Source organism: Achromobacter sp., from assembly GCF_049647645.1.
In the GTDB taxonomy this organism is placed as follows: Bacteria; Pseudomonadota; Gammaproteobacteria; order Burkholderiales; family Burkholderiaceae_B; genus Achromobacter.
Genome location: NZ_JBARYB010000031.1, coordinates 1 through 25802, shown reverse-complemented (window position 1 = coordinate 25802; position 25802 = coordinate 1). Strand labels below are relative to the sequence as shown.

The following is a 25802-nucleotide window of genomic DNA, read 5'->3' as shown; positions in this document are numbered from 1 at the left end:
TACCTCAGGATGCCAATGCGTAGTCGGTGAAGTTCATGCCCAGCGCCTTTTCCACGATGGGGTAGACCGACGGGTCGGTCACGCTGGAAGAAAGGGGGATGTATTGCTTGCGCACGTGTAGGACGCTGACCTGCAGGCCCTCGCGCAGCTTGCCGGCGCTGACGGGGTTGCCGTCGCTGTCCAGCGTGGTGATCACGTCCGGATAGCAGGCGACCCGTTCTCCCTGGCCGTCGGTCACCGCCATGTGTTCGTTCATCACATGGATGACGCGCTTGGAGGCGCCTTCGCCGATTTCGACGGTGCCGATGTCGAAGGCTTCCTCGGTGTAGCGCAGCGTGTTGCGCACCACCTTGCCGGAAGCGATGATCTCGCCCTGCGTGGCCTTGCAGATCGCATCGATGACCGCGCTGCCGCCGCGCGGCTGCGCCGCGATGATGGCCTCGCCCAGCGCCAGCGCCTTGCTGATGCCGCCCAGCGCGGCGTGGCGGCGCACGTAGGATGCGCGTATGGGGTTGCGGCAGCTGGCGATGAAGCCGCCCGCCATGTCGGCGGCCTTGCGCAGCACCGGCGAGACCTTGCCGGTGGCGCCGTGAACGGTCAGCTCCATATAGGAGTTGCTGGCGCGGTTGCCGCCCACTGCGCACTGGATCATCGGTTCGGGGCTGCCCGCCAGTCCGAGCGAACCCATGTCGCCGGTGGGGTGGGCGCGGATGTCGCCCACGGCGTCGACCACCTTGGTACCCAGCACCGCCGAAGGCAGCCAGCCGTTCAAGGTGCTGGACATGCCGTTCTGGCCGATGATCAGTCCGTAGACTCGCTCGCCCAGCGCGTCCTGCAGCCGCTGCGCGGCCTTGACGTAGTCGATGCCCAGCATTTGCCAGTCGGTGAGTCCGCCCGGCGCGCCGATGGCGGCCGCGGTGGCGATCCACGCGTCGTCCGGCACCTCGTCCATGGTCACCAGTTCGGGGCGGCCGATGGTGACGGCCAGCGAGCCCAGTTCACGCCCGTGCTCGGCCCAACCGCCGCCGCCGCAGGCGAATACCGAGCCGCCGCGAACCGCGGCTTCGACATCCCGCATCGTCAAGATTCTTCCCATGACCCCATACCTCCCGATTGCTGTTTTCAACGATCCCGCAATGCTTGTGCGGGATGGACGGGGGGATCATAGGAAGCAAGTTCGATAATGTCGTATTACCTTTTATGCTTTACACATAACATGATGTTAATTGTTGGCCGCGCTCATAGTGGAGCAGTCGGGCGGCTGGAAAAGGGACTGAGGGATATCCCTAGGCGCGTGATCGAGGCGGCAGCTTGATTCAGCCGCGCAGGTCGAGTTTGTGGAGCACGTCGATAAAGGCCAACGCCAGCCGTGACAGCGGCTGGAGCTGGACGTGGAACACATTGACCGGGGCATTCACGGTGCCGATGATGGGCAAGGTCACCACTTCCGACCAGATCGGCCCGGCGACCGTGATCTCGTCCACCAGCGCCACCCCGGCGCCGGCTTGCACCAGTGCGCAGGCGACGTGGGCTTGCTGAACCTCGATGCGCGGTTCGGGCTGCTCGTTCTCGCCGCCGAACAGCTTGTTGATCAGCATGCCGAAGGGAATGTCCGCGCTATAGCCGATCAAAGGCTCTTCGGCCAGATCGTGCACCGTCACGCGGCCGCGCGCCGCCAGCGGATGCCCCTTGGGCAGTACCGCCACGATCTGGTTTTCGTACAGCGGCTGCCACGCCAGGCTGGGGTGGTCCACGGGCATGTAGGCCACGCCCAGCTCCACCTGCTGCGTCAGCAGCGATTGCTGCATTACCGCGGGGATCAAGGTCTGCAGCACGATGCGCACTTCGGGAAACTGACGCCGGAACTGCGCGATCGCGCGCGGCAACAGGGATTGGCCAAGGCTGGGGCTACAGGACAGCCGCAACTGGCCTTCGCGGTTTTCCGCCAGGTTGTCGGCCACTTCGTTGACGCGCTGCACGTTCTGGTAAAGCGCCGTGACCTCCACGAACAGCCGGCGGGCTTCCGGCGTGGGGTACAGCCGGCCCTTGATGCGCTGGAACAGCATCAGGCCCAGCCGTTGCTCCGTATAGGCGATCAGCCGGCTGACGGCCGGCTGCGAAACAAACAGCAGCTTGGACGCGCCACTGATGGAGCCGCTGAGCATGATGGCCCGGAAGACCTCGATCTGCCGTAGATTCAATTTCATATGCTTAACCTGATGTTAATTCTCACCCACATATAAGCATAAGACGTTTTGGGGTGGGCGCTCCTACACTGCCTGCACTCAACACAGGATGGAAGCGGTCATGAGCGATTTCGAATTGGTGGTGCGCGGCAACATCGTCGACCCGGATGGCGTGACGATGGACGGCTGGCTGGCCGTGCAGGGCGGCAAGATCGCGGCGCGCGGCGTTGGCCAGCCTCCCGCGGCTCGCGACAGCGTGGATGCGCGCGGCCAGTGGATCGTGCCCGGCGTGGTCGACGGCCAGGTGCATTCGGGCAGCCAGCTGAACCAGGAGGGATTGGGCTGGGCGTCGCGCGCGGCGGCGGCGGGCGGGGTCACGGTCATGGTGGACATGCCGTACGACGATCCGGAGCCGGTCGCCTCGCGTCCGCAGCTGGATGCCAAGATCGCCGAGGTCGAGCGCGATTGCCACGTGGACGTGGCACTGTTCGGCACCCTGAACACCGAGCACGGCCTGGCGGCCGCGGCCGGCCTGATCGAAGGCGGGGTCTGCGCGTTCAAGTTCTCCACCTTCGAAGCCACCCCGGGCCGATTCCCCCGCATCGAGGAAGACGATCTGTACGAAGCCTTCCGTCTGATCGCGCCTTCCGGCTTGGTTTGCGGCGTGCACAATCAGATGCAGGAACTGACCCGCAAGAACATCGCGCGTCTGGTCGAGGCCGAGGATACGGGCTGGGACGCGTTCATGCGGGCCCACACTCCGCTGATCGAAAACCTGGCCACGGCGCTGATCTATGAGATCGGCGCCGAAACCGGCGCCCGCGCCCACGCGGTGCACGTGTCGACCTCGCGCGGCTTCGAGATCTGCAATATGTACCGCCGCAACGGCCATCGCGCCAGTATTGAAACCTGCATCCAGTACCTGATGCTGAACCATGAAGAGCACACCCGCCGCTTCGGCGCGAAGACCAAGCACTATCCGCCGATCCGGCCCAAGGCCGAGGTCGACCTGCTCTGGACCCATATCGCCAACGACGAATGTACTTTCGTGTCGTCGGACCATGTCAGCTGGGGCCTGGAGCGCAAGCAGAATCCGAACGTGTTCAAGAACTCGTCCGGCGGTCCTGGCCTGGAAACGCTGCTGCCCGCTTTTTGGACGGGTTGCGAGGAGCATGGCATTGCGCCGTCCATGGTGGTGCGCCAGCTGAGCCGCAATCCGGCGCAGCACTTTCTGCTGGACGACCGCAAGGGCACGCTGGAGGTGGGCAAGGACGCCGACATCGTCATCCTCAAGCCGGAACGTTATGCCTTCGATCCGTCGACCAGCCTGTCGGCGGTGCAGTGGAGTTCGTTCGAAGGCCGCGAGTTCACCGTGCGCGTCGCGGGCACCTGGTGCCGCGGCCAGCAGGTCTATGACGGACAGCGCATCGTCAACCAGAAGGGCGACGGCCGTTTCCTGCGTCCGCGCCAGGCTTGAGAGACGCCGCGATGTCTGTCCAATTTCCCCCGCTGAACGCCGAGCGCCTCTGGGCCCGCGTCGAAACCCTCTCCCGATTCACCCTGCCTGACGTCCCCTGGACGCGCCGCGCGTTCTCGCCGCTGTTCGATGAGGCCCGCGCCTGGCTGCGCAGCGAATTCGAAGCCGCGGGTCTCGCGACCCGCCTGGACGCCGGCGGCAACCTGGTCGGCACGCTGGCCGGACGCGATCCGGCGCGCAAGCCCATCGCCACCGGTTCGCACTGCGACACCGTCATGGCCGGCGGCCGCTTCGACGGCATCATCGGCGTGCTGGCCGGCATCGAAGTCGCCCACAGCCTGCGCGAGCATGGCGTTCAGCTGGCGCACCCCTTCGAGGTCATCGACTTCCTGTCCGAAGAGCCCAGCGACTACGGCATCTCCTGCGTCGGCAGCCGCGCCCTTTGCGGCCAGCTGACGCCCGACATGCTGCAAGCCCGCAACCCGGATGGCGAGACGCTGGCGGCCGGCATCGCCCGCATCGGCGGCGATCCCTCGGCGCTGGGCGCGCCGCTGCGCGGCCCGGGCGGCACCGCGGCTTTCGTCGAACTGCATATCGAACAAGGCCCGGTGCTGGAAAGCCGCGGCCTGCCCATCGGCGTGGTCACCAACATCGTCGGCATCCGCCGCGTGCAGATCACCGTCGAAGGCCAGCCCGACCATGCCGGCACCACGCCCATGGACATCCGTCGCGACGCCCTGGTGGGTGCGGCCCGCATCATCGACGCCGCCAACCGCCAGGCCAGCGCCGCCAGCGGCAATCCGCACTACGTGGTCGCCACCGTGGGCCGCCTGTCCATGACGCCCAACGCCGCCAACGCGGTGCCGGGGCGCGTCGAACTGACGCTGGAAATGCGCAGCGACAGCGACGCCGTGCTGGATGCGTTTCCGGAAACGTTGATGGCCGGCGTGGCGGGCGATCTCAAGGCGCTGCGCCTGACCGCCAGCTTCACGCAATTGAGCCGCGCCCGCCCCACCGACTGCACGCCGCTGGTGATGGACGCGGTGCAGGCCGCCGCTGACCAGCTGGGCTACGCCTCCATGCGCCTGCCCAGCGGCGCGGGCCACGACGCGGTCTACATGGCGCCGACCGGTCCCATCGGCATGATCTTCATCCCCTGCCTGAATGGCCGCAGCCACTGCCCGGAAGAGTGGATCGAGCCCGCGCAGCTGCTGGACGGCACCCGCGTGCTGTACCAGTCCGTGCTGGAACTGGACCGCAAGCTGCGCACCGCCTAAGCCCGGGGCGTCCCCTCCAGGCCCGCGGGTATCTCCCGCCCGCGGGCGCCGCGCTGCCATAATGGGCGCCTCGCGCCGCCACCGGCGCCCTTGCGCAGCCCCGCCCCCCAATGCAATGGAACAGATAGAACTCAACGACAGCACCGCCGACCGCTACCTGCTGGACGCGCCCGGCCTGTCCCTGCTGGTCTTCCACAGCCGCACCTGCGGCACCTGCCGCATCGCCCGCGAACAGCTGCCGCAGCTGGAATTGCCCGTGGAACGCGTGTGCTGGGTCGACGCCGGCGACAACCGCGGCATGGTCGAGCGCTACGAGGTCTTTCACCTGCCCGCCATGTTCGTGACGCGCGACGGCGCCTTCTTCGGCCCGGTTCAATCGACCCTGGCGGAATGGGATCTGCGCCAGCAGATCGGCCTGGCCCTGGACAGCTACCCCGCCGAACTGCCGTGAACGGCGCCAAACCCTTGCGCCAGCCGCTGGACGGACTGGCTACCGGCGCCATGCTGTTGTTGTGCGTCTGCTGGGGCTTCCAGCAGATCGCCATCAAGCTGGTGGCGGCGGACGTCTCGCCCATCATGCAGATCGGGCTGCGCTCGGCCTTCGCGGCGCTGGTACTGGCTGTGGCGGTCTGGCGGCGCGAAGGCCCGCGCGCCTTCACCGATGGCACGGCGCTGCCGGGCCTGATTGTGGGCCTGCTGTTCGCCGGGGAATTCCTGTTCGTGGCGCAAGGCCTGGTCTACACCACGGCCTCGCACATGTCGGTGTTCCTGTACACCGCGCCTATCTTCGCCGCGCTGGGGCTGCACTGGCTGCTGCCCGAGGAACGCCTGAAGCCGCTGCAGTGGCTGGGCGTGGCCATCGCGTTCTTCGGCATCGCCGTGGCCTTCCTGGGCAAGGGCCAGCCCGAGGGCTCCGCCGCCGCTCCCAATATGCTGCTGGGCGACGCGATGGGGCTGCTGGCGGGCCTGTTCTGGGGCGCCACCACCGTGGCGATCCGCAAGACCACGCTGTCGGAAGCCGCGCCCGCCAAGACCCTGTTCTATCAGATGGCGGTCGCGGCCATCACCCTGCTGGCCTTCGCGGCGGCCACCGGCAACGCCGGCTTCCGCTACACGCAGGCGGCGGTGCTCAGCGTCGTCTTCCAGTCGGTGGTCGTGGCCCTGTCCAGCTACCTGGCGTGGTTCTGGCTGCTCCGCCGCTACCTGGCGTCGCGCCTGTCGATCCTGTCGTTCATGACGCCGCTGTTCGGCGTGAGCTTCGGCGTGCTCATCCTGGACGAGCCGCTGGATGGCGGCTTCGTGCTGGGCGCCCTGCTGGTGCTGGCCGGCATCACCCTGGTCAGCGGCGCCGAACTGCTGCGCGAGAAGTTGCGGCGCGCCCACTGACCGGCCTGGCCGCCGCTCGCGCTTACCGCTTGGTTCGCAGCGCGGGGGCCGCGCCCAGGTTCAGCACGATCAGCGCCGCCCCTCCCAGCACCAGGGCGAAGCCCCACCAGTCCATGGCGGCGGGCCGGTCGCCCACCAGCGCCATCGCGCCCAACACGCCCACCACCGGCACCATCAGCGTGGTCAGCGCGGCCACCGTGGCGCTGACGCGCTCGCTCAGCACGAACCAGAGCCAATACGCCACGGCGGTGCCCAGGATGATGTGGAACGACAGCGCCGCCGCCACGCGGCCATTCCAGCCCTGCGTGGGAAAGGATTCCCCCGCGATCAGCACGCCCACCAGGGCGCAGGCCGCGCCCACCGCCAACTGCCAGGCCGTGACGACGATGCGGTTCCCGGCCACCGGCCAGCCCTTCAGGTAGACCGTGCCGGCGGCCCAGCCGAAGGCCGCCACCAGCGGAAACACCAGGCCCTTGGCCGCAGCCGCATCGTGCTCGCCGAAGACCGCGCGCAGCACCGGCCAGGCCAGGATGGAAACGCCGGCCGCGCCCAGCAGCAGCGCCAGCGCCCGGCGCCGGTCCAGGCGTTCGCCCAGCACCGCCCAGGCCAGCACGGCGGACATCATCGGCATGGTGAAAGTCAGCACCGCCGCGCGCGAAGTGCTGGTGCTGAGCTGCGCCCAGGCCACCAACAGATTGAAGGCCGCGACCGCAAGCAGGCCGCCCACGACAATACCCCGCCACGACGCGCGCGGCGGCAACAAGGGCACCCGCTTGGCGCGCGCCAGCAGCAACAGCAGCACCGCGCCGCTGCCCAGGCCGAGCAGACGCAAGGTGAACGGCGGGAAGATCGACAGGATGATCTTCACCGCCGGCCAGTTCAGGCCCCAGAACAGGGCCAGCGCCACCGGGATCAGGCGCACGCCGCGCGCGCCTCTGCGGTCAGTTCCGACAGGCCCTGCCGCTGCCGGCCTTGCGCATCGAAATTGTCCGGGCTCAGCCAGCATTCATAGGCGGTGCGCAGCGCGGGCCAGTCGCCGTCGACGATGGCGAACCAGGCCGTATCGCGGCTGCGGCCCTTGTACACCGTGGCCTGGCGGAAGATGCCTTCGAACTCGAAACCCAGGCGGGCAGCCGCCGCGCGCGACGGCGCGTTCAGGCTGTCGCACTTCCATTCGTAGCGGCGGTAGCCCAGCTCATCGAAGGCGCGGCTCATCAGCAGGAACTGCGCCTCGGTGGCGATGCGGGTGCGCTTGAGCTGGCGCGAGAACGACACGAAGCCGACTTCGATCGCGCCGTTGGCCGGATCGATGCGCATCAGCGCCAAGGTGCCGATGGCGCGGCCCGTTTCCAGATCGATGATGGCGTGGTGCAAGGGGTCGTTGCCGGCCTGCGCTTTTTCCGCGAACTCGCGGTAAGCCGCCAGGTCCGCGAACGGCCCAACCGACATGTAAGTCCAGTCGCTGTCGTCCGGCGCCTGGCTGAACGCCAGGTACAGGTCCTCGGCGTGGCGCTCGGCCGACAGCGGCTCCAGCCGGCAATAGCGGCCGACGATCGGAGTCAGGGGCGGACGCGGGCGCGCGGTCCAGCCCGTCATGTCCGGGCCGATGGGTTGCTGGTAAGCGTTGACTCGGGGTTGCATGCTACGGGGCCTCATCAGGGTTGGCGCGCCGCCGGCTCGGGCGGACGCAATACGCATGCCCTCACGATATCGGAATCGTGGCATCATAAAAAGCACCACGATCCCGTATTTTAATAGGGCCATGATGAACCCCGCCGCCCTGCTTTCCAGCCCGCTCACGCGCGGCCCCGGCGCCCTGCCGCGCCAACGCCAACTGATCCAGCGCCTCAAGCAGGCCATCCTGGCAGGCCAACTGCCCGCGGGCGGCAAGCTGCCCTCGTCGCGCGCCCTGTCCGAGGACCTGGACATCTCGCGCAACACGGTGCTGATCGCCTACGAACAGCTCACCGCCGAAGGCTATGTGATCGCCGATCGCCAGGGCACGCGGGTCGCGCCCCTGTCGGCTGCCGCCGCCCTCGCCGCCAAGCGCGCGGCCCCGCCCGCCGCACAGCCTACGCTCACGGCCAAGCGGCTGACGCGCATCGTCTCCACGCGCTACGCCCACGACGGCTCGCTGCCCATGACACCCGGCACGCCGGCGCTGACGCAGTTCCCCATCAACGCCTGGCGCCGCGCGCAGGACCGCGCCCTGCAAGCCGCCCCGGCCACCGCGCTCGGCTATGGCCATCCCGTGGGCGAGCCCGCCTTGCGCGAAGCCATCGCCCAATACCTGCGGGTGTCGCGCGGCGTGCGCTGCGACGCCTCGCGCATCGTCATCACCGAAGGCGCCCAGGGCGCGCTGGCGCTCTGCGTGCAGTTGCTGACCAACCCCGGCGACACCGCCTGGCTGGAAGACCCCGGCTACCGCGGCGCCAAATCCGCCTTCCACGCCGGCGACCTGGATGTGGTGGCGATGCGCGTGGACGCGGACGGCATCGTGATCCCCGAAAGCGCCTGGCAGGAACGCGCGCCCCGCCTCATCCAGACCACGCCGTCGCACCAGTACCCCACCGGCGCGGTGCTGTCCCTGCCGCGCCGCCTGGGCCTGATCGAGCGCGCCCGCCAGGCCGGCGCCTGGATCATCGAAGACGACTACGACAGCGAATTCCGCCACCAGGGAGAACCCATCGCCGCGATGCAGGGCCTGGTCGAAGACGCGCCGGTGCTCTACGTGGGCACGTTCAGCAAGACCATGTTCCCGGCGCTGCGCCTGGGTTTCCTGGTGCTGCCCGAAGCCATCGCCGCGCAGGCGATGCCCTCCATCATCGAGATGCTGCGCGGCGGCCATCGGCTGGAACAGCTGACCATGGCCGCCTTCATCGAAAACGGCCAGTTCTCGCGCCACCTGGGCCGCATGCGCCGCCTGTACCGAGAACGCCAGGGAGCGCTGCGCGAAGCGCTGGCGGCGCATCTGGGGATCGAACACGAGGTGTTGGGCGGACATTCCGGCCTGCACCTGACGGTGCGGCTGCCGCAACAGTATCCGGACAAGGAGATCGTGCAGCAGGTGCGCAAAATCGGCATGAACCCGGGCGCGCTGTCATCATTTGCGGTAACGCCGCGAGTGGAGGACAACGGCCTGGTGATCGGCTACGGCAATACGGGAGCTGAGCGGTTCGCGGGCCTGGTGCGCAGGCTCCGCGACGTGGCGCAGGGACTCAAGCGCCCCCGTAGCGCACCATGATCAGCCAGTCGGCATGCACCGACGGCCTGGGCGCCCCCTCAGCCTGGATCGCGACCTTCCAAGCGCAGCGGGCTGCGCCCGGGCCAGTCTCCACGACCTGCGCCAAGGAAAAGCTGGCAGCCACGCGCGCACCGGAAACCACGGGCGCAGTAAAGCGAACCTTGTCAAAGCCATAGTTCAGCAACATCGCCGCGCCCGGAAAGGCGATACAGCTGGTCTGCCAATGCGTCAACAGGGACAGCGCCAGGAAGCCATGCGCGATGGTGTCGCCGTAGGGGGATTCCGCTTGCGCGCGCACCCGGTCCACGTGGATCCACTGCCTGTCGAGCGTGACCTGCGCGAACTGGTCGATCATGTCCTGATCGATCAGTACCGCCTCGGAAACAATGGGAGACCGCCCCACGACGTCCAGCAGCGACTGGACGGAGTCGAACGACAGAGGAGATGAAACAGGGGCGCGTGTCATGGCTTCAAATGCGTTCAAAGATTGCGGCTATGCCCTGCCCGCCGCCTATGCACATGGTGACCAGCGCGTACCGCCCGCCCATGCGCTCGAGTTCATGCAAGGCCTTGACGGCGATGACTGCGCCGGTAGCGCCCACCGGATGCCCCAAGGCGATGCCCGAGCCATTGGGATTGACCTTGGCCGGATCCAGATCGAGTTCGCGCGTCACGGCGCAGGCCTGCGCCGCAAAGGCCTCGTTGGACTCGATCACATCCATGTCGGCGGCAGACAGGCCCGCCTTGGCCAGGGCGGCGCGCACGGCGGGAACCGGGCCCATGCCCATGTACCGCGGGTCCACGCCGGCATGGGCATAGGCAAGCAGGCGGGCCATGGGGCGCGCGCCGCGGGCTAGCGCCTCCGCGCGCTCCATCAGCACCAGCGCGGCCGCGCCGTCATTGATGCCGGACGAATTGCCCGCCGTGACCGTGCCATCCTCGGCAGTGAATACGGGCTTGAGGCCGGCAAGGTCCGACGGCGCGATATCGCCGCGGACGTGCTCGTCCCGCGTGAACACGATGGGCTTGCGGCCGGTCGTCGTGATGGCCACGAGTTGCGCGTCGAAACGGCCCTCGGCAATGGCCCGCGCGGCGCGGCGATGGCTCTCCAACGCAAGCGCATCCTGCGCGTCACGCGTGATGCCGTAGCGCTTGGCGACGTTTTCCGCCGTGACTCCCATATGGATGCGATGGAACGGATCATGCAAGGCGCCTAGCAGCATATCCGCCATCGGCGCGTCGCCCATGCGTGCGCCAAAGCGCAGCGCCGAACTGGCGTAGGGCGCGCGCGACATGCTCTCGGCGCCGCCCGCCACCGCAATCTTGCAGTCGCCAAGCAGGATGGACTGCGCCGCGGAAACGACCGCCTGCAATCCCGAGCCGCACAGGCGGTTGACGTTGTATGCCGGCGTGCTGTCGGCGCAGCCGCCCTCGATCGCCGCTACCCGGGACAGGTACAGGTCGCGCGCTTCGGTGGCGATGACCTGGCCGAAGCAGACGTGCTCCACCTGCGCAGGCGCGAGGCCCGCGCGCGCCACGGCGGCCTTCAACACCTCGGCGGCCAGCGTCGTGGGCGGGACGTCCTTCAGGCTCTTGCCGTAACTGCCGATGGGCGTGCGCACGCCCGCCAGAACTACAACTTCTCGGTTTCGCATGCGTGGGCCTTGGCGATTTCGTGGCGCAACTGGTCGAAGCCGGTAGCGGGAACGGTTTCCTCCGCACGGTCGGCAACCTCGTCCAGACGGTCGATCAGAACCTGCGCGGACAACTCCGCACCGTTCAGGCAGATACCGCGGGTCATGGTGATGTTCGCCTGCTCGAAACTGCCCGCGCCTGCCATCAGGATGGTCCGCGTCGGCGCGTTTTCCGCCACCAGGGCAACCAAGGCGGGACTGACGGAGCCCGGCGTCAACAAAGCCAGCGCCTGCGCGTCGAGCAGGCCTTCGGTCATGGCCGTGGCGGCCGTCGGCGCCAGGCAATTCACGCGAATGCCATGGCGTTCCCCCTCGAGGGCGAGGGTTTGCATCAAGCCGACCAGCGCCATCTTCGCCGCGCCGTAATTGGCCTGGCCGAAGTTGCCGTAAAGCCCCGAGGATGAGGTGGTCATGACGATGCGCCCGTAGTTCTGCTCGCGCATGGCGTTCCACACCGCCTGGGTGCAGTGCACCGCGCCCATCAGGTGGACTTCCACCACGAGCCGGAAATCCTCCAGGCTCATCTTGGCGAAGGTCTTGTCGCGCAGGATGCCCGCGTTGTTGACCAGGATGTCGACGCGCCCCCACCTTGCGATGGCCGCTTGCACCATTGCTTCGACCTGCTGTGGCTGGGTCACGTCGGCGCCGTGCGCCAACGCATCCCCGCCGACTGCGCGGATGGCGTCCACCACGGCCTGGGCCGGCGAGTCCGGCTGGTCGGCGCCCATGTCGTTGACCAGCACCTTGGCGCCATGCTGCGCGAGTTCCAGCGCATGCGCGCGGCCCAATCCACGCCCGGCTCCGGTCACGATAGCGACGCGGCCCTGCAAAAGTTGAGTCATAGAGTCTCCGGATGAATGGTTGTTCAGGGGATCAGGGGAAGGGCCGCGTCGGCCTGGGTCCGTAGGACTCCGGCGCGCTCGAGTTCGGCAATCGCGGCGTCATCCAGGCCCACGCGCCTGAGCACCTCGCGCGTGCCTTCGCCCAGCGCGGGAGCGCCGGCCTGGGAGGGGCCGCCGTCCTGCTCGAAGGCAAAGCCCAGTCCATGCGTGCGCAGCTCGCGTCCCCCCTGATGGAAACGATGGTCAGGCAGGTTCACGCAGCCGGTGGCGTCCGCCTCGTCGAGGAACTCCTCGAGCTTTCTTACCTTGGCCGCGGGCACCCCGGCCTGGCTGAGCATATCCTCGAGTTGCGCCGCGCTGCGGGTCGAGAACGCGGTTCTCAGCTGTTGCACGACGTACTCGCGGTCGTTCGGCACCACGAATCCGTTGGGCAGGTTGAAGGCATCGAGATCCAACGCCCTGGCGTCGCTGCACAGCGACTCCACCCCGAGGGCGGCGGTCAGCCTGCGGAATTGCTCCGGCGTGTTCGCCGCTACCGCCAGCCAACCGTCCGCGCAGCGGTAGGTGTCGGCGGCAGGACTGCCCGTATAGCCCCGGTTGCCGACGCGGCGAGTCGGCGTGCCGTCGCTCAGGTAGGCGCAGGTATTGGTGTACATCAGCGCCAGCGAGGCCTGGACCATGGACGCGTCGATGTACTGGCCGGCACCCTCGCGCAGCCTGCGATGCAGCGCCGACACGATGGACAGCGCGCCCAGCATGCCCACGGCCACGTCGATCACCGGAAAGCCCACTTTCAGCGGCGGCGCGTCATCGCCCTCGCCCGACATCATCATCATGCCGGTCATCGCCTGGACGACGTGATCGTAGGCTCCGCGCTGTGACCAGGCCCCTTGCTGGCCGAAGCCTGAAATGGAGCAATACACGATGTCGGGCTTGACCGCCTTGATCGACGCGTAGTCCAGCCCGTAACGGGCCACCACGCCCGGCCTGAAGTTTTCGATGAACACATCGGCCGAGGCGGCCAGCGAGCGCAGCAGGTCCGCGCCCTGCCGGGTCCGAATATCCAGCGCCAGCGATTGCTTGCCGGCGTTGATGGCCGCAAAGCCGGTGGGCGTATCGGTGTCGACGCCGTTCTTCATCGAGCGCAGGACTTCGCCCGCCAGGGGCGGCTCGACCTTGATGACTTCGGCGCCCAATTGCGCAAGATAGAACGAGGCGAGAGGACCGGCGATCACGTGCGACAGGTCGAGCACGCGTACGCCTTCGAGAGGCTTGGCCATAGATTTCCTGCGGATCAACCGGCGATGATGCCGGTCAGTTTGATGATTTCTGCCCATTTGCGGGCTTCGCTGCGCACGAACGACGCGGCGGCTTCCGGGCTATCGCTTTGGATCACGCTGACGCCCGCGGCCTCGAAGTTGCTCTTGACACCCGGGTCCTTGAGCGACGCGATGGTCGCGCCATAGAGCTTGTCGACCACCTCGGCGCTCGATTTGCGCGGCAGCCAAAAGCCGAACCAGAACTCCTGGACCGCCAGATCGCTGCTCAGGATCTCCCGCAGCGTGGGAACGCCCGCAAGCTCCGCCATGGGCTCGCGGCTGGTGACGGCCAGCGCGCGCAGCCGGCCGCCCTGCACCTGCGGAACGGCGGTCCCGGCAATCGCGAAGGCGAAATCCGTGTCGCCGCGCAGCAGCGAGGTCGGGATCTCCACCGACCCCTTGAATGGAACGTGCGTCGCTTCGGCCCCCAGCAGCGTCACGAAGGTCGCGCCGCCCAGATGCGCCGCCGATCCGATGCCGCCGGAGGCGTAGTTCATCTTGCCCGGACGCGCCTTCAGGGCGGCGATGAGATCTTGCGCCGTTCGGTAAGGCGACTTGGCCGAGACGACCAGGACGCTGGGCGAGGCGCCGATGACCGTGACCGGAAGAAAGTCATGCTCCGGGTCGAACATCAGGCTGGGCTGCAAGGCTTTCTGGATCAGGTGCGAGTTGGAGCCCAGCAGCACGGTATAGCCGTCGGCCGCCGACTGGGCCACGTGCTGGGCAGCCAGCACGCCACCTGCGCCCACCTTGTTTTCCACCACGATGGGCTGGCCCATCTTGGCGCCGAGCACGGGGCCGAATTGCCGCACCATGATGTCGGGTCCCCCGCCTGCGGCATAGGGGACGACGACGCGGACGGCCCGCGACGGATAGCTCTCGGCGGCGTTCGCCATGGAACGGAACATCATGCCGGCGCCGAGGGCGCTCAGGCAAAAAGTGCGGCGTTGCATGTTGTCTCCTTGTTATGCGGGCAGGATAAGTGATCGCAGCTAATAGAAAAATTGATATATTTTGATATAGCGATAACTTTAAGTTCTACCCATGATCCCCACAATCGAACCTGACCATCTGGTATCCAAGCTGCGCTTTCGCCATCTGCGCATGCTGCAAGTGGTCCAGGGCACGGGCAGCCTGCGGGCCGCGAGCCTGGCGCTCAACCTGACGCAACCCGCCCTGAGCAAGGCGCTGACGGAAATCGAAAGTGCGTTCGGCTTTGCCTTGTTCCTGCGCACCGCGCGCGGCCTGAAGCCGACGCCGCAAGGAGAGGTGGTGCTGCGCGGCGCCGCCCTGTTGCTCGAAGAACTCGGCCATCTTCGCGCCGACGCCCAGACCGCCGATCGCTACGCGGCAAAGATCCGGATCGGCGCGCCTCCCTTCGTCGCGCAGACCTACCTGAGCGGCGTGGTCGAGAAGCTGGTGAACCATACAAGGCCGATGCGTGTGCAATTGCTGGAGGAACGGGTGCCGGCCCTGCTCCACGCCCTGGAACAGGGCGAAATCGACGCGCTGATTTCCACCTTTCCGCTGCAGATGCTGGCGCCAGAGGCGGCCGCGTTCCAGTACGTCAAATTGTTTGAAGTGCGGGGCGCTGTGATCGCGGCCGCGAACCATCCGCTGGTCCGCGCGCGGCGCGTGGACTGGGCCAGCCTGGCACGGGAACGTTGGGTAATGCCGGCCGAAGGATCCATGGGCCGCAAGCTGATAGAAGACTGCTTCACCCATGCCGGCCTGCCCGCGCCGCTGCCCGTGGTGGAATCAACCAGCCCCACGACCGGCGTTCAGTTCGTTGCCAGCGGCCTGGGCATCGGCATCGTGCCGGACATGGCCCTCATCCGCCGCAACGTGGCGCCCGCGGGCGGGGTCAAGCAGATACGCGTGCGGCCCGAGCCGCCCGCCAGCGTGGTGGCCTTGATCACCCGCAAGGGCGCATCCAATCCGCGCGTCGCCCTTTTGCGGGAAGCGTTGGGAGAGGCGCTAGGCGCTCAGGCCGCCCAACAGCAGGAGCGCCACGATCAGCCAGAACAGGAAGCCGATGATTGAACGGCGCAGCAGCGCCTTGACCGCAGCCCACAGGCACATCAGCCCCAGCGCCAACAGGATGAGATTGAATATCGATGGGCTCATGCCCATTGCGCCGGCCAGCCCCGAATAGAAATCGCCGAAGGCGCGGCCCAAGCCGCCCAGCAGCCACTTCAGGCCGGCCACGACATTGCGCAGCGCCTCGCCCAGCATCCCGCCCAATGAAGCGAAAAAACCGTCCTCGGTCTGCATCAGCGCCGGCTATCCATCAGCATGCGCACGGCCAATCCGGCCAGCACCGTTCCCATCAGCCAGCGCTGCACCACCATCCACACGGGACGGCCCGCCAGGAACCCGGCAATGGAACCGGCCATGATGGCGATCAACGCATTGACCGTCAGGCTGATGGCGACCTGCGTCATGCCCAGCGCCAGCGACTGCGTGAACACGCTGCCGCGCTCGGGCTGGATGAACTGCGGCAGCAGCGACACGTACATGATCGCGATCTTGGGATTGAGCAGGTTGGTCACCAAGCCCATCGTGAACAGCGTGCGCGGGCTGCTCTTGGGCAGCTCGCGCACCTGGAACGGCGAACGTCCGCCCGGACGCAGCGCCTGCCATGCCATGTAAAGCAGGTACAACGCGCCGCCGATGCGCAGCGCGTCGTAGGCAAAAGGAACCGCCATCAACAGCGCCGTGATGCCGAAAGCCGCGCAGAGCACGTAAAAAACAAAGCCGACCGCCACGCCCCCCAGCGAAATCAGGCCGGCCTGCGCGCCTTGCGAGATGGAACGGGAGACCAGATAGATCATATTGGGCCCGGGGGTGAGCACCATGCCCAGGGCAACCAGGGCGAACGTCATCAAATGGGTAAAGTCGGGCATGATGGGCCGGCGCGGGGCCGCGCGGAAAGTGGAAACGTGAATCCACACCTTAGCGCAAAACTGTATCGGAACAGCGAACTTCCGGGAGGGGTTTGCGGACCAGTGGCGCCGGCGATACAGTTGTCCGGTTCCCACGCCTGGAGAGCCTGGACATGCCGCAAGCTCATCCTCATCCGAAAGACGGCGCCATCCGCGTCGGTATTGGCGGCTGGACCTACGCCCCCTGGCGCGGCGCCTTCTATCCCGAAAACCTGCCGCACGCGCGCGAACTGGAATACGCCAGCCGCCAGCTCACCGCCATCGAGATCAACGGCACCTACTACAGCACCCAGAAACCGGCCACCTTCGCCAAATGGCGAGACGAAACGCCCGAAGGCTTCGTGTTCTCGCTGAAGGCCTCGCGCTACGCGACCAACCGCCGCGAACTGGCGGGCGCCAAGGACTCGATCCACCGCTTCGTGCACAGCGGCATCGCCGAACTGGGTCCCAAGCTGGGCCCCATCGTGTGGCAGTTCGCCCCCACCAAGGTATTCGACGCGGACGACTTCGGCGCTTTTCTGGCGCTGCTGCCCGACCGGGTGGACGGCCTGCAGCTGCGGCACGTGCTGGACGTGCGCCATGCCAGCTTCGCCTGCGAGGAGTATCTGGAACTGGCCCGGCGCCACGGCGCGGCCACGGTCTACACGGACAGCGAGGACTACCCGTCCATCGCCGACCGCACCGCCGATTTCGTGTATGCGCGGCTGATGCGCGCCAGCACGGCCTACAAGGCCGGCTATGCGCCCAAGGCGCTGGACGCCTGGGCGGACCGCCTGCGCGGCTGGGCTCGCGGAATGCACCCGGCCGACTTGCCGCTGGCCGGCGCCCCCGAAAAGAAGGCGCAGCCAGGCGACGTCTTTGCCTTTTTCATCAATGGCGCGAAGGAACGCGCGCCGATGGCGGCGCGCGCCATGATCGAACGCCTGTAGCGCGCCCCGCCTTACTGGGCGACGGGCGTGCGCAGGGTCACGAACTCTTCGGCCGCCGTGGGATGGATGCCGATGGTCTCGTCGAACACCTGCTTGGTCGCGCCGGCCTTCAGCGCAATCGCAATGCCCTGCACGATCTCGCCGGCGTCCGGCCCGACCATGTGCACGCCCAGCACGCGGTCGGTCTTGGCGTCCACGATCAGCTTCATCAGCGTCTTTTCCTGCGACTCGGTCAGGGTCAGCTTCATGGGCCGGAAGCGGCTCTCGAACAGCTTGACCTCGTGGCCCGCCGCGCGCGCCTCTTCGGTGGTCATGCCCACCGTGCCGATGTTGGGCAGGCTGAACACCGCGGTCGGGATCAGCTGGTAGTCGACCTTGCGGTATTCCTCGGGGCGGAACAGGCGCCGCGCCACCGCCATGCCTTCCGCCAGCGCCACCGGCGTCAGCGGCACCCGGCCGATCACGTCGCCGATGGCCAGAATGGAAGGTTCGGCCGTGCGGTACTCCTCATCCACCTCGATGAAGCCGCCCTTGCCCAGCTTGACCGCCGTGTTCTCCAGCCCCAGGTTGTCCAGCATGGGCCGGCGGCCGGTGGCGTAGAACACGCAGTCGGCCTCGATCACGGAGCCGTCCTTGAGCGTGGCGGCGAGCGTGCCGTCCGCCTGCTTGTCGATGCGCGTCACTTCCGAGTTGAAGCGCAGGTCGATGCCCTTCTTCGTCAGCTCGTCGCGCAGATGTTCGCGCACGCCCTGGTCGAAGCCGCGCAGGAACAGCGGGCCGCGGTAGACCTGGGTGGTCTGCGCGCCCATGCCATTGAAAATGGAGGCGAATTCGACCGCGATGTAGCCGCCGCCCACCACCAGCACGCGGCGCGGCAGTTCCTTCAGGAAAAAAGCTTCGTTCGAGGTGGTGGCGTGTTCCTTGCCCGGAATGTCCGGCACCTGCGGCCAGCCGCCGGTCGCCACCAGGATATTGGCGGTGCTGTAGGACTTGCCGTTGATCTCGACCGTATGGGGGTCCAGGATGCGGGCATGGCCTTCCAGCAGGGTCACGCCGCTATTGACCAGCAAGTTGCGATAAATGCCGTTAAGACGCTCGATTTCCCGATTCTTGTTCGCGATCAGCGTGGGCCAGTCGAAGCGGGGCTCGCCGGCGTTCCAGCCGAAGCCGCGCGCCTGCTCGAAGTCTTCGCTGTAGTGGGCGCCATAGACCAGCAGCTTCTTGGGCACGCAGCCCACGTTGACGCAGGTGCCGCCCAGGTAGCGGCTTTCCGCCACCGCCACGCGCGCGCCGAAACCGGCCGCGAAGCGCGCCGCGCGCACGCCGCCAGAACCCGCGCCGATCACAAACAGATCAAAATCGAATGCCATGGTGTTTCCTTCGCGTCGCCTTGAGGCGCCGCGCTCACTGTCCGGGAAAGCTGTATTTAACACCACCCGGCGTTACTGCCCGCCCGGGCGCGGTTTGCAGGCAGCCGCGATTGCTATACAGTTTGCCGCAGGCTGGCCGCCGCGCGCAGCCCCACCCCTGGAGCAGATCCCATGTCGCTTGAAACCTGGCTGGCCTTTCTGGGCGCGTCCGCCCTCCTCGTGATGCTGCCCGGCCCCACGATACTCACCGTCATCAGCTACTCCATCGCGCAAGGCAGGCGCGCCCGCCTGCCGCTGGTGCTGGCGGTGGCGCTGGGCGACTCCACCGCCCTGCTGCTGTCGCTGCTGGGCCTGGGCGCCCTGCTGGCGACGTCGGCGTTCTGGTTCACGGTGGTCAAGATCGTGGGCGGCCTGTATCTGCTGTACCTGGGTTTCAAGCTGCTGCGCGCCGGGGTCTCGCCCGCGGCCTTGCCCACAGCCGCCGCGTCGGGTTCGCGCTGGAAGCTGTTCGCCAACACCTATCTGGTGACGGCGCTGAACCCCAAGGGCATCATCTTCTTCGTGGCCTTCCTGCCGCAATTCATCGATCCGACAGGCGACGTGACGCGCCAGCTCTGGATCCTGTCGGCCACCTTCGTCGCCTGCGCCGGCATCAACGCCACCGCCTACGCCATCTTCGCCGGGTCCGCCCGCCGCCTGCTGGCTTCGCCGCGCGCCCAGCGCGGCTTCAACCTGGGCGGCGGCGCCCTGCTGTCCGCCGCCGGGATCTGGGCCTTGCTGGCGCGGCGCGTCTAGCCTGCCCCTAGGGCCGCGCCGCGGACACGGCCTCTGGGTCAATGCCGTAGCGGGCGATGGCGTCCGCCGCGCACTCGTGCGGCATCAGCCCCTCGTCCGCCAGCGCCTTCAGGGCCGCCAGCGCGATGTGATGCCGGTCGACCTCGAAGTAGGCCCGCAGGGCCGCCCGCGTGTCGGAGCGGCCGAAGCCGTCGGTGCCCAGCGTGACGTAGCGGCGGTCCTGCATGAACGGCCGTATCTGTTCGGCCACGGTCTTCATGTAGTCGGTGGCGGCCACCACCGGCCCCTCGCTGTCCGCCAAAACCGTTTCCGCGTAGCCGCGGCGCCTGTCCTCCAGCGGATGCAGGCGGCTCCAGCGTTCGGCCTCCTGGCCGTCGCGGCCCAGTTCCGAGTAGCTGGTCACGCTCCAGACGTCGGCCGCCACGCCGAAATCCTGCCGCAGCAAATCGGCCGCCGCCAGCACTTCGCCCAGGATGGCGCCGCTGCCCAGCAATTGCACCCGCAGCGCGCCGTCGCCGCCGTCGCGCAGGCGGTACATGCCGCGCAGGATGCCGGCTTCGGCGCCCGCCGGCATGGCCGGATGCGCGGTCTTCTCGTTGAGCAGCGTCAAGTAATAGAAGACGTCCTCTTCCTCCTGGTACATGCGGCGCATGCCGTCCTGCACGATCACCGCGATTTCGTAGGCATAGGCAGGGTCGTAGGCCACGCATGAAGGAATGACCGAGGCCAGCACGTGGCTGTGGCCGTCGTCGTGCTGCAAGCCCTCGCCCTCCAGGGTGGTGCGCCCAGACGTCGCGCCCAGCAGGAAGCCGCGCGCGCGGATGTCGCCCGCCGCCCAGGCCAGGTCGCCCACGCGCTGGAAGCCGAACATGGAATAGAAGATGTAGAACGGAATCGTGGCGATGCCGTGCGTGCTGTGGGCGGTCGCCGCCGCGATCCACGAAGACATCGCGCCCGATTCGTTGATGCCTTCCTGCAGGATCTGGCCGCGGCGGTCTTCGCGGTAGACGCTCAACTGGTCGGCATCCTGCGGCGTGTACAGCTGCCCCACGTGCGAATAGATGCCCACCTGGCGGAACATGCCGTCCATGCCGAAGGTGCGCGATTCGTCGGGCACGATGGGCACCACGCGCTGGCCGATGGCCGGGTCCTTGAGCAGTTGCGCCAGCACCCGCACGAAGGCCATGGTGGTCGAGAACTCGCGGCCGTCGCTGCCCTTCAGATGCGCGGCGAAGGCTTCCAGCGGAGGCGTGGCCAGCGGACCGGGCCCCGCCGGCCGCCGCGGCAAATGGCCGCCGGCGCGCGCGATCGCGGCATCGAAGTAGGCCCGCTCGGCGCTGCCGGGCGCGGGCTTGATGTACGGAATCTGTTCCAGCTGATCGTCCGGCACCGGAATGGAGAAGCGGTCGCGGAACGCGCGCACGGCCGGATCCGCCATCTTCTTCTGCTGGTGGTTGGTATTGGCCGCCTCGCCCGCCGCACCCATGCCATAACCCTTGACGGTCTTGGCCAGAATGACGGTGGGCTGGCCGCGGTGGGCCAGCGCCGTGGCGTAGGCGGCATAGACCTTGGCCGGATCGTGGCCGCCACGATTCAGCGCGCCGATTTCCTCGTCGCTCAGGTGCGCCACGCGCTCCAGCAGCAGCGGGTCCGCGCCGAAGAAATGTTCGCGCACATAGGCGCCGCCGCGCGCCTTGAACACTTGGTACTCGCCGTCCACGCACTGCATCATGCGCCGGCGCAGGCGGCCGTCATGGTCCTGGGCCAGCAGCGCGTCCCAGCCCGCGCCCCAGATCACCTTGATGACGTTCCAGCCGGCGCCGCGGTAGACGCTTTCCAGTTCCTGGATGATCTTGGCATTGCCGCGCACCGGACCGTCCAGGCGCTGCAGATTGCAGTTCACCACGAAGACCAGGTTGTCCAGCTTTTCGCGGCCGGCCATCGCCACCGCCGCCAAGGTCTCCGGCTGGTCCTGTTCCCCGTCGCCCAGGAAGCCCCATACCTTGCGGCCCTGCGCGGGGATCAGTTCGCGGTCTTCCAGATAGCGCATGTAGCGCGCCTGGTAGGCGGCCATCAGCGGCCCAAGCCCCATCGACACCGTGGGGAACTGCCAGAACCCGGGCATGGTGCGCGGGTGCGGATAGGACGCCAGCCCGCCGCCGGCCGTCTCGCGCCGGAAGCGGTCGAGCTCGTCCTCGGAGATGCGGCCCTCCAGGTAGGCGCGCGCATAGATGCCGGGCGCGGAGTGCCCCTGGATGTACAGCATGTCGCCCAGGAAGTCCGGGGTGGCAGCGCGGAAGAAATGGCGGAAGCCGGTTTCATACAGCGTGGTGGCCGAGGCATAGGTGGCGATGTGCCCGCCCACGCCCGAGGTCTTGCCCGCGCGCAGCACCATGGCCATGGCGTTCCAGCGCAAATAGGCGTCCAGCCGCAGCTCGATGCCCATGTCGCCCGGAAACAGCCCCTGCTCCGCCGGCCGGATGGTGTTCACGTAGGGCGTGGCATTCGGCGCGGCGTAGCCGCCGTGGCCGGCGCGGTCCTGGCCGATCAGTTGATCCAGCAGGTAGTGGGTGCGCGGCCGGCCCTCGTGGGCCAGCACGGCCTGCATGGCCTCCAGCCATTCCTGGGTTTCCTGCGGATCGGCGTCGGTCGGTTCTATCGGGGTATCCATGGCGTCCTCCTGGTGGCGCGAAGGCGGCGTCCCGATGTACGGGCGTCGTGATTTCGCATCGTGAATTGCAATTGCATCATGTGCAATTGCAATCGTATGGAGGAATTTCGATAATTGCAAGTGCAACTATCTATGGACCAAGGCGCGGACCTGCCCGCTAGCGGGACGCGGCCATCATGAATTCCACCGCCGCCCTGAGCGTGGACTCGTCCGCGGACGAACCGCCGCGCGGCGGCATCGCGCCCTTGCCCTTGAGCACGGTCGCCAGCAGCGCATCGGCGCCCTGCGCGATGAAGGGCGACCAGGCCTGCTTGTCGCCCAGCTTGGGCGCGTTGGCGACCCCGTTGGCGTGGCACACGACACAGGCGGACTTGTAGAGTTTTTCGCCGGCCGGGTTAATGGCGGCCAGCGTCTCGGCGCCCGCTTGCGGGAGGGGCAGGCCGGCCAGCGCGGCGGCGAACGCGATTCGATAAAACTTGGACATGGCAAGGCTCCGGAAGGGAAAGGCGTGATGACGACGCGAACGGACGCGAGAAAGACGCCAGGCGCAAGGAGTGAGGTGCAGGGCGTAAGGCGCGAGGCGGGACGCGAGAAGCGCATCCCGCCGTTGCGCTCAGCGTGGGATCGGACCCGGCGCCTTGATCTGCTTCATCAGGTCGTCATTCCATTTACCCTCGACCTTGATATGCCCGGCCGCGCCCAACTCGAAGGCCTCGATCAGGTTGTGGTTCAGGTAGGCGTACACGCCCGGCTGCTTGAAGGTGTAGAGCGCCGCCCCCGCCGAACCACCTCGGATGAACCAGGTTTCCAGGTCCTTCTGCGGCGGGTTGGCGAACTTGCCGGTCTCCCAGACCCAGTCGCCATGCCCCCCGATCAGGTGCGGGCGGGTGTCGCGGTTGGCCTGCGAATGGATCAGCAGCACCGTCTCGCCGACCTTGGCGGTGAGCGCGTTCGCGCCTGTCAGGGCGCCGACCTTGCCGTTGAAGACGATGTGCGACGGCGTCAGCGTGCGCATGACTTCCACCGTGTCGCCATAGCTTTCCGCCAAGGTCGCGTAGTCCTTGTACTTGCCGTTCGCGTCCTTGGGGATGTACAGGTCGAACTCGCCTATCGTGTAGGCGCGGTCGTAGCGCAGCGGCTTGCCTTGAGGATCCTTCAGGCCGTCGCGCGGCAGCACCATCAGCGTGCCGCTCATGCCGGCGACCACGTGCCAGGGCACCATGCCTTCCGGCGCACAGTGGTAGACGAAGGTGCCGCTGCGATCCGCCTTGAAGCGCAGCGTGGCCTGTTCGCCCGGGTTGACGTTGGTGAGCTTGGCTCCGCCCAGCGCGCCGGTGGCCGCATGGAAATCCACATTGTGCGGCATGGCGTTGGTGGCCGGGTTGACCAGGGTCAGTTCGACATAGTCGCCCTCGTGCACCACCAGGGTCGGACCGGGCATGGAGCCGTTGAACGTCATGGCCTGCAAGGTCGTGCCCTTGTCGTCGATGACCATCTTCTTCTCCTCGATGGTCATCGTGAATTCGATCACCTTCGGGCCCGAACGCGCCACCTGCTCATGCGGGTGGACCATGGGCGGGGCGACCAGTGCGACCTTGGCGCGTTCCAGCTGATCGGCGTTCTGGGCGGCCGCTGGGCCGCCCGCCATCGTTGCGATCAAAGCCATGGCAAGCAAGGTGGGGCGCAAAGCGTTCATGTGCAACTCCTCTTCCGGTTTCTGCTAAGCCGAGTCTGTCGGCAGTTCCATTGAAGGCCGCGCACCTCTTGCGTTCTTTGCTGTAGCGCAAACTTCGGACCAGCCTGGAGGCCGGCGCGCATTGCGGCAGCGCAGCGACGATGTCACCATCGGGACATGGACCCTCCACACGTATCCGAGCGGCCCCCCGCGTCGTCGCCGCTGTGCCACGCCCTGCTCCGCAACCTGGATCTGTTCAGGCCGCTGTCCGATGCGCAGCTGGACACGGCGCTGCGCGGCGCGACGCCTTGCCGCCTGCAGGCCGGCGCACTCGCATACCGCCAGGGCGCGCCCGCCGCGCACTTCTTCGTGCTGCTGCACGGTTGCCTGAAAGTGGCGCAGCTGACGCCGGAAGGCGAACAGGTGGTGGTGCGCTATGTGAATCCCGGCGACATGTTCGGGCTGGCTTGCGCCATGCGGCAGCCCAGCTATCCCGCCACGGTCCAGGCCGTGCAGGAAAGCGTTTGCCTGGCATGGCCGGCCACGGCCTGGGAACGCTTCACCGCCAGCCATCCCCAGCTGGGCGCGGCCGCGCTGCAAACCATGGGGCAACGCCTGCAAGACGCCCATGTCCGGATCCAGGAACTGTCCACCGACGAAGTCGAGCAGCGGGTCGCGCGCGCCATCCTGAGGCTGGTGCAGCAATCCGGCCAACCCATGCACGACGGCATCGGCATCGGCTTTCCCATCACTCGCCAGGACATCGCCGAAATGACCGGCACCACCTTGCACACGGTCAGCCGGCTGCTCAGCGACTGGAAGCAACGCGGCATCGTCTCGGCCGGCCGCAAGCGCGTGGTGCTGCGCTCGCCCGCCGCCCTGGCGCGGCTGGGCGAACACGCCGGGCCAGCCATGGACTGTTCGGCCTGCCTGTCCTGTCGCCACGGATCGCCGGCCGCGGACGATGCGGCAGAGTCGTCGGCCGCTCAGACGCTCCTGGAGGCCGGCGCGTAGCGGCTCCCGGCGTGGACGGGCGCTAGCCCGATTCCAGCACCAGCCTCAAGCCCAGGTTCGCGGGCGGCACACCCACCGAACACGCCCCGCCCTTCGGGTCGCGGATGAAGTCGGGCAGATAGGCGATGTGCCTGCCGGCGGCGACGCGTATGCCGCAATTGCGGCTTTCCTGCGCGTTTGCGCCGTTTGCGCCGTTTGCGGGCGCATCATCCCGCAGCGCGTCCAACACGTGCCGCGCGTGGCAATCGTCGGTCCAATCCCACACGCTGCCCGCCATGTCCATCAAGCCTGCGCGGTTGCTGCCGAAGGCGCCGAAGGTCCGCACCGTGTCGTCGCCCTGCGCGCCGCGGCGGCTCTGCTGCTCGTATTCCGCCAGCCAGCGCTGCGCGGGATCGGCGCCGTCCGGCAACGCCGGCAAGGCGTCCTCGCGATAGGCTTCGCCCGCGGCATAGACCCACTCCGCATAGCTGGGCAGGCGGAAGCGCTGGCCCGTGCGCGCGGACAGCCATGCGGCATAGGCCGAGGCGTCGGTCCAGCTGATTCCCACCGCCGGCAGGTCGGGCGCAACCGCCTGCCGCTGCGCGGGGTCCGGCGCCTTGCATCCGCCAGCGCGCACGCAAGCCGCGTACTCCGCCTGGCTGACCTGCCGCGTCATGATGGCCAGGCCCTCCGGGTAGCGCGCGATGCGCGGCGCGGGCGTGGCGGGATAGCCGTTGCGCAGCGCCTCGCCCGGCGGCACGTAGCTCACCTGGCCGGGCGGCAGGCGCGTGACTTCCGGCAATGCAAAACGGGCCCCTTCCTGGGGCCCGCAAGCGGTCAACAGCAATGAAACGATGACGGTCGGCAGGATACGCATGCGGCGGCACTCCGGAATGCCCGCGCCGATCGGGTGCGGGCTGGCTTCCATTGGACCTGCTGCCGTGGCCGGCCTCTTTGCGCTGGCGCAAGGAGGCCGGCGCCTGCCAGGCCGTCCCGCGG

The 25802-nt window shown here is 67.7% G+C and carries 25 protein-coding genes; 9 read left to right on the top strand and 16 right to left on the bottom strand.

All coding sequences use genetic code 11. From position 1 onward, the window contains the following. Positions 1-4 precede the first annotated feature (4 nt). Together WBB14_RS03355 and WBB14_RS03350 are read right to left on the bottom strand one after the other, a co-directional pair. On the bottom strand, positions 5-1096 hold the full coding sequence (locus WBB14_RS03355) for a DUF917 domain-containing protein (protein WP_424238567.1): 1092 nt from the start codon (positions 1094-1096) through the stop codon (positions 5-7). A gap of 220 nt (positions 1097-1316) precedes the next feature. Next, positions 1317-2207, bottom strand: coding sequence for a LysR family transcriptional regulator (locus WBB14_RS03350; RefSeq protein WP_424238566.1), 891 nt, complete (start codon positions 2205-2207; stop codon positions 1317-1319). 100 nt (positions 2208-2307) lie between these two features. Between WBB14_RS03350 and WBB14_RS03345 the strand changes: the two genes are divergently transcribed. The 4 genes from WBB14_RS03345 (at position 2308) to WBB14_RS03330 (ending at position 6326) form a co-directional block, all read left to right on the top strand. Then, on the top strand, positions 2308-3663 hold the full coding sequence (locus WBB14_RS03345; RefSeq protein WP_424238565.1) for a dihydroorotase: 1356 nt from the start codon (positions 2308-2310) through the stop codon (positions 3661-3663). Between the two features lie 11 nt (positions 3664-3674). Then, positions 3675-4940, top strand: a complete 1266-nt coding sequence (locus tag WBB14_RS03340) for a Zn-dependent hydrolase (protein ID WP_424238564.1) — start codon at positions 3675-3677, stop codon at positions 4938-4940. 115 nt (positions 4941-5055) lie between these two features. After that, on the top strand, positions 5056-5391 hold the full coding sequence (locus tag WBB14_RS03335) for a thioredoxin family protein (protein WP_013393043.1): 336 nt from the start codon (positions 5056-5058) through the stop codon (positions 5389-5391). Positions 5392-5441: 50 nt separating this feature from the next. Further along, positions 5442-6326, top strand: coding sequence for a DMT family transporter (locus WBB14_RS03330; protein WP_424238592.1), 885 nt, complete (start codon positions 5442-5444; stop codon positions 6324-6326). A 22-nt stretch (positions 6327-6348) separates the two neighbouring features. Here WBB14_RS03330 and WBB14_RS03325 read toward each other — a convergent pair whose 3' ends face one another. Both WBB14_RS03325 and WBB14_RS03320 read right to left on the bottom strand, forming a co-directional pair. After that, positions 6349-7248: a DMT family transporter gene (locus WBB14_RS03325; protein WP_424238563.1), complete on the bottom strand. Its 900-nt coding sequence runs from the start codon at positions 7246-7248 to the stop codon at positions 6349-6351. Continuing rightward, positions 7239-7967 (bottom strand): GNAT family N-acetyltransferase, encoded by a 729-nt coding sequence (locus WBB14_RS03320; protein ID WP_424238562.1) that lies wholly within the window; start codon positions 7965-7967, stop codon positions 7239-7241. The genes WBB14_RS03325 and WBB14_RS03320 overlap by 10 nt, the downstream gene beginning before the upstream one ends. A gap of 124 nt (positions 7968-8091) precedes the next feature. Between WBB14_RS03320 and WBB14_RS03315 the strand changes: the two genes are divergently transcribed. After that, entirely contained in the window at positions 8092-9570 is a 1479-nt protein-coding gene (locus tag WBB14_RS03315) for a PLP-dependent aminotransferase family protein (RefSeq protein ID WP_424238591.1), read from the top strand. On the opposite strand, the gene WBB14_RS03310 is transcribed toward WBB14_RS03315, so the two are convergent. The 5 genes from WBB14_RS03310 to WBB14_RS03290 are packed head-to-tail and all read right to left on the bottom strand — an operon-like array spanning position 9545 to position 14378. Continuing rightward, positions 9545-10036, bottom strand: a complete 492-nt coding sequence (locus WBB14_RS03310; RefSeq protein WP_424238561.1) for a MaoC family dehydratase — start codon at positions 10034-10036, stop codon at positions 9545-9547. The two genes, WBB14_RS03315 and WBB14_RS03310, sit on opposite strands and share 26 nt — an antisense overlap. Positions 10037-10040: 4 nt before the next feature. Then, on the bottom strand, positions 10041-11225 hold the full coding sequence (locus WBB14_RS03305; RefSeq protein ID WP_424238560.1) for an acetyl-CoA C-acyltransferase family protein: 1185 nt from the start codon (positions 11223-11225) through the stop codon (positions 10041-10043). Further along, complete coding sequence (locus WBB14_RS03300; protein WP_424238559.1) at positions 11204-12106, bottom strand: SDR family NAD(P)-dependent oxidoreductase; 903 nt, start codon at positions 12104-12106, stop codon at positions 11204-11206. Before WBB14_RS03300 ends, WBB14_RS03305 begins: the two co-directional genes overlap by 22 nt. 23 nt (positions 12107-12129) lie before the next feature. Further along, positions 12130-13386, bottom strand: coding sequence for a CaiB/BaiF CoA transferase family protein (locus WBB14_RS03295; protein ID WP_424238558.1), 1257 nt, complete (start codon positions 13384-13386; stop codon positions 12130-12132). A gap of 14 nt (positions 13387-13400) precedes the next feature. Continuing rightward, positions 13401-14378 carry a Bug family tripartite tricarboxylate transporter substrate binding protein gene (locus tag WBB14_RS03290; RefSeq protein WP_424238557.1) on the bottom strand — a complete coding sequence of 326 codons (978 nt, stop codon included), beginning with the start codon at positions 14376-14378 and terminating at the stop codon, positions 13401-13403. A gap of 91 nt (positions 14379-14469) precedes the next feature. Here WBB14_RS03290 and WBB14_RS03285 point away from each other — a divergent pair, with 91 nt between their 5' ends. Beyond that, positions 14470-15468 (top strand): LysR family transcriptional regulator, encoded by a 999-nt coding sequence (locus WBB14_RS03285; protein ID WP_424238556.1) that lies wholly within the window; start codon positions 14470-14472, stop codon positions 15466-15468. Here WBB14_RS03285 and WBB14_RS03280 read toward each other — a convergent pair. Together WBB14_RS03280 and WBB14_RS03275 are read right to left on the bottom strand one after the other, a co-directional pair. Further along, positions 15403-15699 (bottom strand): hypothetical protein, encoded by a 297-nt coding sequence (locus WBB14_RS03280; protein ID WP_424238555.1) that lies wholly within the window; start codon positions 15697-15699, stop codon positions 15403-15405. The two genes, WBB14_RS03285 and WBB14_RS03280, sit on opposite strands and share 66 nt — an antisense overlap. After that, on the bottom strand, positions 15699-16331 hold the full coding sequence (locus tag WBB14_RS03275) for a LysE family translocator (protein WP_424238554.1): 633 nt from the start codon (positions 16329-16331) through the stop codon (positions 15699-15701). Before WBB14_RS03275 ends, WBB14_RS03280 begins: the two co-directional genes overlap by 1 nt. A gap of 152 nt (positions 16332-16483) precedes the next feature. On the opposite strand from WBB14_RS03275, the gene WBB14_RS03270 reads away from it, so the two are divergent. Further along, positions 16484-17299 (top strand): DUF72 domain-containing protein, encoded by an 816-nt coding sequence (locus WBB14_RS03270; RefSeq protein ID WP_424238553.1) that lies wholly within the window; start codon positions 16484-16486, stop codon positions 17297-17299. 11 nt (positions 17300-17310) lie between these two features. Here the strand turns inward: WBB14_RS03270 and gorA are convergent, their stop codons facing one another. After that, complete coding sequence (gene gorA / locus WBB14_RS03265; protein ID WP_424238552.1) at positions 17311-18669, bottom strand: glutathione-disulfide reductase; 1359 nt, start codon at positions 18667-18669, stop codon at positions 17311-17313. Between the two features lie 171 nt (positions 18670-18840). Between gorA and WBB14_RS03260 the strand changes: the two genes are divergently transcribed. Further along, on the top strand, positions 18841-19464 hold the full coding sequence (locus WBB14_RS03260) for a LysE family translocator (protein WP_424238551.1): 624 nt from the start codon (positions 18841-18843) through the stop codon (positions 19462-19464). A gap of 7 nt (positions 19465-19471) precedes the next feature. Here the strand turns inward: WBB14_RS03260 and aceE are convergent, their stop codons facing one another. The 3 genes from aceE to nirK all read right to left on the bottom strand — a co-directional run bounded on the left by aceE (position 19472) and on the right by nirK (position 23831). Beyond that, complete coding sequence (aceE, locus tag WBB14_RS03255; RefSeq protein ID WP_424238550.1) at positions 19472-22135, bottom strand: pyruvate dehydrogenase (acetyl-transferring), homodimeric type; 2664 nt, start codon at positions 22133-22135, stop codon at positions 19472-19474. Positions 22136-22292: 157 nt separating this feature from the next. Further along, on the bottom strand, positions 22293-22619 hold the full coding sequence (locus WBB14_RS03250; protein ID WP_424238549.1) for a c-type cytochrome: 327 nt from the start codon (positions 22617-22619) through the stop codon (positions 22293-22295). Between the two features lie 129 nt (positions 22620-22748). Then, positions 22749-23831: a copper-containing nitrite reductase gene (gene nirK / locus WBB14_RS03245; RefSeq protein WP_424238548.1), complete on the bottom strand. Its 1083-nt coding sequence runs from the start codon at positions 23829-23831 to the stop codon at positions 22749-22751. 156 nt (positions 23832-23987) lie between these two features. On the opposite strand from nirK, the gene WBB14_RS03240 reads away from it, so the two are divergent. After that, entirely contained in the window at positions 23988-24824 is an 837-nt protein-coding gene (locus WBB14_RS03240) for a Crp/Fnr family transcriptional regulator (RefSeq protein ID WP_424238547.1), read from the top strand. A gap of 22 nt (positions 24825-24846) precedes the next feature. Here the strand turns inward: WBB14_RS03240 and WBB14_RS03235 are convergent, their stop codons facing one another. Next, entirely contained in the window at positions 24847-25731 is an 885-nt protein-coding gene (locus WBB14_RS03235; RefSeq protein WP_424238546.1) for a formylglycine-generating enzyme family protein, read from the bottom strand. Positions 25732-25802 lie beyond the last annotated feature (71 nt).